We start from the raw sequence: 9,865 nt of genomic DNA, 5'->3' as shown, positions 1-9,865 counted from the left end.
TTTTCGTTCAACTTCAATCGCTTAACTCGCTGCGATCTCTCGTAGCGGGAGGCGAATCATACAGCGTTACAACCTGCTGTCAACCACCTTTTTCACCGCTGCCGATCATTCGATCGAAGCACTTCCGCAACCTTCCGAATCGCTTAACTCGTTGATTCTCAAGGAGTTTCGCGTTCCGTTGTCGCTGGAAGTGGGGCGCATTATAAGGGGATCTGAAACCGCGTCAACCCTTAATTTCAAAAAAATGAAACATTCTGGAAAAAGACCGCGCCAGGCCCTCAGGTGATCGACGCATGACTCCCGCCACCCCGTCCTTCGCCTCTTTATATATAGCCATTGCATCCCACTCCCCAGCTGCGCACTATATTGCGCACCTTGCGCGCACAACCACGGACCCCATAAGAATGAACGCCCCCTCCCGCAGCCTGGCCGCCACACTCTTCCCCATCGGCTTGCTGCTGATCGCCATGGCCTCGATTCAATCAGGTGCCTCACTGGCCAAAAGCATGTTCCCCGTCATCGGCGCCCAAGGCACCACCACGCTACGCCTGGTCTTCGCCAGCATCATCATGCTCCTGCTGCTGCGCCCCTGGCGTGCTCGTCTCGACGCCAGCACCCTGCGCAGCGTGATCATCTATGGCATGGCACTCGGCGGGATGAACTTCCTCTTCTATATGTCCCTGCGCAGCGTCCCGCTGGGTATCGCCGTCGCCCTGGAGTTCACCGGCCCACTCGCCGTAGCGTTGCTGGCCTCTCGCCGCGCACTGGATTTCGTCTGGATCCTCCTAGCCGTGACAGGCCTATTGCTGTTGATTCCGGTCGGCCAGAGCGGTGCCAGCCTCGACCCGGTCGGCGCTGCCTATGCACTCGGCGCCGGCGTCTGCTGGGCGCTGTACATCCTCTATGGGCAGAAGGCAGGCGCAGAGAATGGCATACAGACCGCGGCCCTGGGCGTGCTGATCGCCGCCTTGTTCGTCGCCCCGATCGGCATTGTCCACGCCGGTAGCGCATTGCTCACACCAGCCTTGCTACCCGTCGCTCTCGGCGTCGCGATCCTGTCCACCGCCCTCCCCTACAGCCTGGAAATGGTGGCCCTGACCCGCATGCCCGCGCGCACATTCGGCACTTTGATGAGCATCGAGCCGGCTTTTGGCGCGCTCTCCGGCCTGCTGTTCCTGGGCGAACAGCTCTCGTTGTGGCAATGGCTGGCTATCCTTGCAATCATCACTGCCTCGGTGGGCGCGACCCTTTCCATGAAACGCGAGGCAGCGCCACCAGTCGCAGCCGACTAAGTTGAGAATTATTGTCATTGACTAGCACTCGGCCTTGAACCGACCCGCTGGGCTGATTAAGCTGTCACAAAATCATCATGCAGACGCTATCTACTGACAGCAAAGGAACACAGGGGATGCTCAGGGAAGGCTCGAAGCGCTGACGACAGTCCCGTTGAAGAAGTCGGGACTCATAAGGACAGGAATGAAACGTATTTTTCTCATCCTGGCCATCGTGGCCATTGCTGGATGTGCCGCTACCGCCAAGACAGAGGTGAAGCGGGGGAAGAAGGGCCTGCATATCAACTGCTCAGGCCTGTCCTCGTCGTGGGACAAGTGCTACAGCAAGGCAGCCAGCGCCTGTAGCAGCAAAGGCTACAAAGTCATCGCCCGCTCAGGCGATAGTGACGAGGAGCCAGGCGACTATGTCTTTGGCATCAACCCTGCCGGCTATACCAGCCGCAGCATGATCGTCATCTGTAAATAACAAAGAGGGCAGCCATCGGGCTGCCCTCTTTGTTTATCGCCACTACCGGTCATTCAATCAAGCGGTCTGGTGCGCTGCTCCAGCCATTGCAGTGCGTCACCCTTGAGCAAGGGCGACAGACGCTCGCGCACGACCTGGTGATAGTGGTTGAGCCAAGCGATATCCTCACTGGCCAATTGTTCCGGCAACAGGCAACGGGTATCGATCGGGCAAAGGGTCAGGGTTTCGAATTCGAGGAATTCGCCGAACGCACCCTTGCCAGCCTCGCGATTGATCACCAGATTCTCGATCCGTACACCCCACGCCCCAGGGCGATAGGTACCCGGCTCAATCGAGCTGATCATGCCTGGCTGCATCGCAGTCTGCGGCAGCGCAGCAGCCTGGTAGGCGATCACCTGCGGCCCCTCGTGGACATTCATGAAATAGCCCACGCCATGCCCAGTGCCGTGCCCGTAGTCGACCTGGTCCGCCCAGATCGGCGCGCGAGCGATAGCATCGAGCAGTGGCGAGAGAATACCCCTCGGGAACCGGGCACGTGAAAGCGCGATCATGCCCTTGAGCACCCGAGTGCAATCAGCCTTCTGTTCACGGGAAGGCTCGCCGATCGGCACCATCCGCGTGATGTCCGTCGTCCCTCCCAGGTACTGGCCTCCCGAATCGATCAGCAACAAGCCATTGCCTTCGATCACCGCGTGATCCTGTTCGCTGGCATGGTAGTGCGGCATGGCCCCATTGGCGTTGAACGCCGCGATGGTGGAGAAACTCAGCGACACGAACCCCGGCCGGCGTTTGCGCGCAGCGCTCAACTGTTCGTCGATGTTCAGCTCGGTGATCCGCTCCTTGCCCTGGCGCTGCTCGAGCCAGGCGAAGAATTCGCACAAGGCCGCACCATCCTGCTCCATCGCCTGGCGGATATGCAGCAGGTCGCCCTCCCCCTTGCGCGATTTGCTGAGGGTGGTCGGGTTGATGCCCTCGATCAGTCGCACCTCCTCATCAAGGTTGTCCAGCAGGCCACAGGTCGCACGCGCGGGGTCCAGCAGCAGGCTGCTGTCCTTCGCGATCGCAGCCAGCGCCTGAGCGACCTCGGAGTAGTCGCGCACTTCGATGCCATCGACCGCCAGCACCTGGCGCAGGTGTTCATCGGCTTTTTCCTGGCCGACGAACAGAACAGCCTTGTCCTGGCTGATCAGCGCAAAGGACACGAACACCGGATTGTAGGAAACGTCACTACCCCGCAGATTGAACAACCAGGCGATGTCATCGAGGGTAGCGATGAAATGCCAGTCAGCGTTTTTTTCTTGCAGGATGGCGCGTAGCTCGGCAAGTTTCTGTGCACGGCACACGGTGGCGTGGGGAGGCAGGTGCTGATAGACCGGGTTGCCCGGCAACCCGGGACGATCAGCCCATACCTGCCCAAGCAGATCGAGATGGGTCAGCAGGCGCACCTGGCGCGCTTGCAGACGCTCGCGCAATTGCCTGGCTGACGCCAGCGCCATGACCGCGCCGTCGACCGCGACCGCCCCCTGCTCCGGCACTTGCTCCCCGAGCCACTCCAGCGCACCTGGCTGACCCGGGCGCAGCTTCATGAGCTCGATACCACTGCCAGCCAGCTCCTTTTCCGCCTGCTCCCAATAGCGGCTGTCAGCCCACACGCCGGCAAACGTCGCCGTCACCACCAAGGTGCCGACCGAACCGTGGAAGCCGGACAACCACTGCCGCCCCTGCCAGTGCCCCGGCAGGTATTCGGAAAGATGGGGGTCGGCCGACGGGACCAGCAGGGCATCCACGCCCTCCCTGACCATGACTTCACGCACTCGGGCCAGGCGTGCCGGCACGGTTTCCAGAAGGGGGGACTGACTGTTCATGCGCACTCCTGCGAACACATCTCGACTGATCCAGGCCACCGATAATGGAGCAGCCAGCCCGCGCCCGCAATCATCGCGCACGAACGAGCACCGTCGACGGCGCCGCCCCTATCCTGTCTAACAGAGGCGACAGGATAGGGGCGGCGCACCAAAATGATCGGTGGCACAACGCCGGACCGCGCGCCCGCTACGCGCCCTGATAGGCCCGAACCTCGCCGACCTGGCAGTGCAGGCCACCATCACTGCCCCGTACAAGGCTACGCAGGGTCTGGTAAGCAGCGAAGTTTACCCCCCGGGCCTGGTACTGACAGAGCAGTTCGAGGAAGGGTTCCTCGACAAAACGATCCGCAGCCGCTGCCCACGCCTGGCGCGACTGCCACTGCAGGTATTGCAGCACACGACAACCATCGTCGCTGGCCTGGACACTGACGCCTTGCAAGCCCTCGCAACGTTGCGCCAACTGTTCACTGCGCACCACCAGGGCCTGGGCCAGCGCAGCCTGGTGCCCGGGTGGCACGTCGTACTCGATCATCTGGGTGAACCACAGGGAATGGTCGGTGAGCGTCATGGGTCAACTCCTTGCTTCAGGCCACTTGCAGGCAGATGTCGCGCAGGGTAAAACCTCCAGTTAACTCAAGGTCAAGGACTTTCTGCATGGGTACCGCCTCCCCCGCGGACCGCCTGCTCAGCGTCGGCCAGTTGGCAGCACGCAGTGGCGTTGCAGTGACCGCACTGCACTTCTACGAGACCAAAGGGCTGATCCACAGCACCCGCAACGCCGGCAACCAGCGCCGCTACCCACGGGCGGTGCTCCGTCGCGTTGCGGTCATAAAGATGGCCCAACGCCTGGGCATCCCGCTGGCGGAAATTGCCCAGGCCCTGGCTACCCTGCCCCAGGACCACACCCCGACCGCCGAAGACTGGCAGCGCCTCTCCCGGCAATGGCGTGAAGACTTGACCCGACGGATCGCCGACATGACCCTGCTGCGCGACCAGCTCGATGGCTGCATCGGCTGTGGCTGCCTGTCGCTCAAGGAGTGTCCGCTGCGCAATCATCACGATCATCTGGCCGAGGAGGGCCCTGGCCCACATTTGCCCCAGGTTTGCGATGCTCAGTCGGCAGCCAGCGTGGAGCGTCGGCGATAATCGCTGGGCGTCATGCCGGTCAAGCGCTGGAACACCTTGCGAAACGCGCTCGGCCCTGATAATCGACGCCCTTGGCTGCACACACTCAGATCACCACATTGCGCACGAAGCGCACGGCCACCTCGCCATCGTTGCGATAGGCATAGCGGCAGTCGCTGGGGAAAACGAAGAACTCGCCCTGGCACAATTGCCGCTCGCCCCCCTCGATGATCAAGGTCAGACAACCCTCGGCGACATAGAGTTGCTCGCTCCAGCCCGCCGCATCGGCTTCGCTCGAGTAGCACTCGCCGGGGGCCAGGGTCCATTCCCACAGCTCCACCTCGCGCCGGGCCGGACTGCTGCCCAGCAACACCGCACGGCTACCGGGGTACTCGCCGGCCCAGGCCAGCTCGTCGATGCGGCTGAGGTCACGCCGCTCTGGTGCCTGGATCAAGGTACTGAACGCCACGCCCAAGGCTTCGGCAATCAGGTCGAGGGTGGTGAGACTGACGTTCTTCTCACCCGCCTCGATGGCCACCAGCATCCGCCGGCTGACCCCCGAGCGCTCGGCCAAGGCGGTTTGGCTCAAGCCGGCATCGCCACGCAGACGGCGAATGTTCTGGCTGACATGCTGCAGCACCGAGGCCCGGTGCGCGGAATCTTTGTGCACTATATTGCTCACTGACAAGGGTTGCGCAGTATACTGCCCACTTTGCGGCGAATTGTGCGCCGCCCCTTCCGAGTACGCAAGCCCATGATCCAGGCCTCCTCCAACCAAACCGCCAGCACTTTGCGCCTGAGCAAGGCCGAAGTGGTGCTGGTGTTCATCACCATGCTGTGGGGCGGCACCTTCCTGATCGTGCACAACGTCATGACCGTCAGCGGCCCGATGTTCTTTGTCGGCCTGCGCTTCGCCGCCGCGGCACTGTTCGTCGGCCTGGTGTCAGCACGATCGCTGTCGGGGCTCACGGCCACCGAACTCAAGGCCGGGCTGCTCATCGGTGTCTCGATCATGCTCGGCTATGGCTTGCAGACCATGGGCCTGCAGACGATCGGCAGCAGCCAGTCGGCGTTCATCACCGCGCTGTACGTCCCCTTCGTGCCCTTGCTGCAATGGCTGGTGCTCGGCCGCCGGCCAGGGTTGATGCCGAGCCTGGGCATCGGCCTGGCCTTCGTCGGCCTGATGCTGCTGGCCGGTCCACAAGGAGGCACGCTGCATTTCAGCGAGGGCGAACTGGTAACCCTGGTCAGCGCCGTGGCAATTGCCGGTGAAATCATCCTGATCAGTCGCTACGCCGGCAAGGTCGACGTGCGCCGGGTCACCGTGGTGCAGTTGGCGACCGCTTCGGCGCTGGCATTCCTGATGATCGTGCCGACCCAGGAAACCATCCCCGACTGGTCCTGGCTGCTGGTCGTCAGTGCCGTCGGCCTGGGTGCGATGAGCGCGGTGATCCAGGTGGCGATGAACTGGGCGCAGAAGTCGGTCTCGCCGACCCGCGCCACGCTGATCTACGCGGGTGAACCCGTGTGGGCCGGCATTGTCGGGCGTATCGCCGGCGAACGCCTGCCCGGGGTGGCGCTGATCGGTGGGCTGTTGATCGTGCTGGCAGTGGTGGTGAGCGAGTTGAAGATCCGCCGCCAGGACGAGGCCGGGGTGCAGGACGATGAAGCTCGCCAGCGCGAAGCGGGTTGATTGAGTCCCCCAGAGCCAATCACCCGCTATGCTCTGTAAAAAAGTGTTTAAAAAAAAAACGTTGTCACGGCACATTTGTAGGATCCTGCAACCGCTTACGTGTTGGTGATCAACCGCTCGACACGTATGATCCTTGGCAAACTCCTCCAGATTAGAACGCTATGTCATTGATAGTGCTATTGCTTCTGCCTTTCGTGGGCAGTTGCCTGGCGGCCGTCCTGCCGCACAACGCACGTAACACAGAGTCCATACTTGCCGGGCTCGTGGCCCTGGTCGGCACGATCCAGGTGGCGTTGCTGTATCCGCAAGTCGCCGATGGCGGCGTCATCCGCGAGGAGCTGCTGTGGCTACCCAGCCTGGGCATGAACCTGGTCCTGCGGATGGACGGCTTCGCCTGGCTGTTCAGCCTGCTGGTGCTGGGCATCGGCACGCTGGTGTCGCTGTATGCCCGCTACTACATGTCGCCACAGGACCCGGTGCCGCGCTTCTTCGCCTTCTTCCTGGCGTTCATGGGGGCGATGCTTGGCCTGGTCATCTCCGGCAACCTGATCCAGCTGGTGTTCTTCTGGGAGCTGACCAGCCTGTTCTCCTTCCTGCTGATCGGCTACTGGCACCATCGCGCCGATGCGCGGCGCGGCGCCTACATGGCGCTGATGGTGACCGGCGCAGGGGGCTTGTGCCTGCTGGTAGGAGCGCTACTGCTCGGCCATGTGGTCGGCAGCTACGACCTGGACAAGGTCCTGGCTGCCGGCGACACCATCCGCCAGCATGCGCTGTATCCAGTGCTGCTACCCCTCATTCTTGTCGGCGCGCTGAGCAAGAGCGCGCAGTTCCCCTTCCAGTTCTGGCTGCCCCATGCCATGGCTGCACCCACGCCCGTCTCGGCCTACCTGCACTCGGCGACCATGGTCAAGGCCGGAGTGTTCCTGCTGGCCCGCCTGTGGCCGGTACTGTCGGGCAGCGAGGAGTGGTTCTGGATCGTCGGCGGCGCCGGTGCCGCCACCCTGCTGCTCGGCGCCTACGCCGCGATGTTCCAGAACGACCTCAAGGGCCTGCTGGCCTATTCCACCATCAGCCACCTGGGCCTGATCACCCTGCTGCTGGGCCTGAACAGCCCCCTGGCTGCCGTGGCGGCCGTGTTCCATATTCTCAACCACGCCACCTTCAAGGCGTCGCTGTTCATGGCGGCAGGGATCATCGACCACGAAAGCGGCACCCGTGACATCCGGCGCCTGAGCGGACTGTTCCGCCTGATACCGTTCACTGCCACGCTGGCCATGGTGGCCAGCGCGTCGATGGCCGGCGTGCCGTTGATGAACGGTTTCCTGTCCAAGGAAATGTTCTTCGCCGAAACGGTGTTCATCAACTCCACCGCCTGGGTCGAGGCGGCCCTGCCGGTGATCGCGACCCTCGCCGGGACCTTCAGCGTGGCCTATGCCCTGCGCTTCACGGTCGACGTGTTCTTCGGCCCCCCGGCCGATGACCTGCCCCACACCCCGCACGAACCGCCGCGCTGGATGCGTGCACCAGTCGAACTGCTGGTGCTCACCTGCCTGGTGGTCGGCATCTTCCCGGCACAATCGGTCGGCCCGCTGCTGGCCGCAGCCGCCCTGCCCGTGGTCGGTGGCACGCTGCCGGAGTACAGCCTGGCGATCTGGCATGGCTGGAACGCGCCGCTGATCATGAGCCTGATTGCCATGAGCGGCGGCATCGTGCTCTACCTGCTGCTGCGCAAACAACTGCAACGTGGCCGCTTCCCTTACCCACCGCTGATCGAACGCTTCAACGGCAAGCGCCTGTTCGAGCACGGCCTGGTCCGACTGATGCTGCTGGCACGGCGTGTCGAACGCCTGCTGACCACCCGACGCCTGCAGAAGCAACTGTTCATGCTGGTGCTCGCCGCCTTCATCGCCGGCCTCACACCACTGCTGTACAGCGGCCTGAGCTGGGGCGACCGGCCGAAGATTCCGGGCTCCGGCGTGTTCGTCGCACTGTGGCTGATCGCCATCGCCTGCGCCATCGGTGCGGCCTACCAGGCCAAGTACCACCGTCTGGCCGCGCTGATCATGGTCGGTGTCTGTGGCCTGATGACCTGCATCACCTTCGTCTGGTTCTCCGCCCCTGACCTCGCGCTGACCCAGTTGGCGGTCGAGGTGGTGACCACCGTCCTGATCCTGCTCGGCCTGCGCTGGCTGCCACGGCGGATCGAAGGCGTCTCGCCACTGCCCGGCAGCCAGGACCGCGCGCGCCTGCGACGTCTGCGCGACCTGGTACTGGCAGTGCTGGTCGGTGGCGGCATGGCGTTGCTGTCGTATGCCATGCTCACTCGCCAGACCCCCAACGACATCTCCTCGTTCTACCTCAGCCGCGCCCTGCCACAAGGTGGTGGTACCAATGTGGTCAACGTGATGCTGGTCGACTTCCGTGGCTTCGATACCCTCGGCGAGATCACCGTGCTGGTAGCCGTGGCGCTGACCGTGTTCGCCCTGCTGCGTCGCTTCCGCCCTCCGAAGGAGAGCATGCAGTTGCCCGCCCAACAGCGCCAGTTGGCACCGGACGTGGTCACCGACCTGGTCAACCCACGCAGCGCCACCGATACCGCGCTGGGCTTCATGATGGTGCCGGCCGTGCTGGTGCGCCTGCTGCTGCCGATCGCCCTGCTAGTGTCGATGTACCTGTTCATGCGTGGCCACAACCAGCCGGGCGGCGGTTTCGTCGCTGGCCTGGTGATGTCCGTGGCGTTCATCCTCCAGTACATGGTTGCCGGTACTCAGTGGGTCGAGGCGCAGATGAGCCTGCGCCCCCTGCGCTGGATGGGTACCGGCCTGCTCTGCGCCACCCTCACCGGTGCCGGGGCGATGCTGCTGGGTTATCCGTTCCTGACCACCCACACCGCCCACCTGCACCTGCCACTGCTCGGTGACGTGCATGTAGCCAGCGCGCTGTTCTTCGACATCGGCGTGTACACCGTGGTAGTCGGCTCGACCCTGCTGATCCTGACCGCCCTCGCCCACCAGTCGGTGCGTGCCTATCGCCCGGGCAATCCCGCCAAGTCCAGCCAAGCAGGAGCCGCCTGATGGAAGAAGTCATTGCAGTCGCCATCGGCGTCCTGGCCGCCTCCGGAGTGTGGCTGGTGCTGCGCCCGCGTACCTACCAGGTGATCATGGGCCTATGCCTGCTGTCGTACGGGGTCAACCTGTTCATCTTCAGCATGGGCAGCCTGTTCATCGGCAAGGAGCCGATCATCAAGGACGGCGTCCCTCAGGACCTGCTGCACTACACCGACCCTCTGCCCCAGGCCCTGGTGCTCACCGCCATCGTCATCAGCTTCGCCATGACCGCCCTGTTCCTGGTGGTATTGCTCGCCTCGCGCGGCCTGACCGGCACCGACCACGTGGATGGCCGGGAGCGTGAGGAATGAGCG

9 protein-coding genes are annotated in these 9,865 nt (G+C 63.4%); 6 read left to right on the top strand and 3 right to left on the bottom strand.

The features are described 5' to 3' along the window. The first annotated feature begins 404 nt into the window (after positions 1 to 404). Positions 405 to 1,292 (top strand): threonine/homoserine exporter RhtA, encoded by an 888-nt coding sequence (gene rhtA, locus F3J43_RS15445; RefSeq protein WP_166888095.1) that lies wholly within the window; start codon positions 405 to 407, stop codon positions 1,290 to 1,292. 184 nt (positions 1,293 to 1,476) lie between these two features. Next, complete coding sequence (locus F3J43_RS15440; RefSeq protein ID WP_166888063.1) at positions 1,477 to 1,758, top strand: hypothetical protein; 282 nt, start codon at positions 1,477 to 1,479, stop codon at positions 1,756 to 1,758. Between the two features lie 53 nt (positions 1,759 to 1,811). Here the strand turns inward: F3J43_RS15440 and F3J43_RS15435 are convergent, their stop codons facing one another. Together F3J43_RS15435 and F3J43_RS15430 are read right to left on the bottom strand one after the other, a co-directional pair. Next, positions 1,812 to 3,623 carry an aminopeptidase P family protein gene (locus tag F3J43_RS15435; protein ID WP_166888060.1) on the bottom strand — a complete coding sequence of 604 codons (1,812 nt, stop codon included), beginning with the start codon at positions 3,621 to 3,623 and terminating at the stop codon, positions 1,812 to 1,814. A gap of 187 nt (positions 3,624 to 3,810) precedes the next feature. Then, positions 3,811 to 4,191 (bottom strand): antibiotic biosynthesis monooxygenase, encoded by a 381-nt coding sequence (locus F3J43_RS15430; protein WP_166888058.1) that lies wholly within the window; start codon positions 4,189 to 4,191, stop codon positions 3,811 to 3,813. 86 nt (positions 4,192 to 4,277) lie between these two features. Here F3J43_RS15430 and soxR point away from each other — a divergent pair, with 86 nt between their 5' ends. Beyond that, positions 4,278 to 4,769 carry a redox-sensitive transcriptional activator SoxR gene (soxR, locus tag F3J43_RS15425; protein ID WP_166888054.1) on the top strand — a complete coding sequence of 164 codons (492 nt, stop codon included), beginning with the start codon at positions 4,278 to 4,280 and terminating at the stop codon, positions 4,767 to 4,769. A gap of 85 nt (positions 4,770 to 4,854) precedes the next feature. On the opposite strand, the gene F3J43_RS15420 is transcribed toward soxR, so the two are convergent. Further along, the gene (locus F3J43_RS15420; RefSeq protein ID WP_502706611.1) at positions 4,855 to 5,430 is read right to left on the bottom strand and encodes a helix-turn-helix domain-containing protein; all 576 of its coding nucleotides are present in this window, start codon (positions 5,428 to 5,430) and stop codon (positions 4,855 to 4,857) included. A 72-nt stretch (positions 5,431 to 5,502) separates the two neighbouring features. On the opposite strand from F3J43_RS15420, the gene F3J43_RS15415 reads away from it, so the two are divergent. From F3J43_RS15415 to F3J43_RS15405, 3 genes are all read left to right on the top strand, one after another. Next, a complete protein-coding gene (locus F3J43_RS15415) occupies positions 5,503 to 6,441 on the top strand; it encodes a DMT family transporter (protein WP_166888048.1) in 939 nt (312 codons plus the stop codon). Positions 6,442 to 6,602: 161 nt separating this feature from the next. Next, on the top strand, positions 6,603 to 9,518 hold the full coding sequence (locus F3J43_RS15410) for a monovalent cation/H+ antiporter subunit A (RefSeq protein WP_166888045.1): 2,916 nt from the start codon (positions 6,603 to 6,605) through the stop codon (positions 9,516 to 9,518). Beyond that, positions 9,518 to 9,862, top strand: coding sequence for a Na+/H+ antiporter subunit C (locus F3J43_RS15405; RefSeq protein WP_166888042.1), 345 nt, complete (start codon positions 9,518 to 9,520; stop codon positions 9,860 to 9,862). The genes F3J43_RS15410 and F3J43_RS15405 overlap by 1 nt, the downstream gene beginning before the upstream one ends. Positions 9,863 to 9,865: the final 3 nt, after the last annotated feature.

Source organism: Pantoea sp. Cy-639 (genome assembly GCF_011752525.1).
Taxonomy (GTDB): domain Bacteria; phylum Pseudomonadota; class Gammaproteobacteria; order Pseudomonadales; family Pseudomonadaceae; genus Aquipseudomonas.
This window is presented reverse-complemented; position numbering and strand designations above follow the sequence as displayed.

Bases quoted from the DNA above. Each gene is read 5' to 3' on its own strand.
- soxR (WP_166888054.1), top strand. From the start codon at position 4,278: ATGGGTACCGCCTCCCCCGCGGACCGCCTGCTCAGCGTCGGCCAGTTG.
- F3J43_RS15440 (WP_166888063.1), top strand. From the start codon at position 1,477: ATGAAACGTATTTTTCTCATCCTGGCCATCGTGGCCATTGCTGGATGT.
- rhtA (WP_166888095.1), top strand. From the start codon at position 405: ATGAACGCCCCCTCCCGCAGCCTGGCCGCCACACTCTTCCCCATCGGC.
- F3J43_RS15430 (WP_166888058.1), bottom strand. From the start codon at position 4,191: ATGACGCTCACCGACCATTCCCTGTGGTTCACCCAGATGATCGAGTAC.
- F3J43_RS15435 (WP_166888060.1), bottom strand. From the start codon at position 3,623: ATGAACAGTCAGTCCCCCCTTCTGGAAACCGTGCCGGCACGCCTGGCC.
- F3J43_RS15405 (WP_166888042.1), top strand. From the start codon at position 9,518: ATGGAAGAAGTCATTGCAGTCGCCATCGGCGTCCTGGCCGCCTCCGGA.
- F3J43_RS15410 (WP_166888045.1), top strand. From the start codon at position 6,603: ATGTCATTGATAGTGCTATTGCTTCTGCCTTTCGTGGGCAGTTGCCTG.
- F3J43_RS15415 (WP_166888048.1), top strand. From the start codon at position 5,503: ATGATCCAGGCCTCCTCCAACCAAACCGCCAGCACTTTGCGCCTGAGC.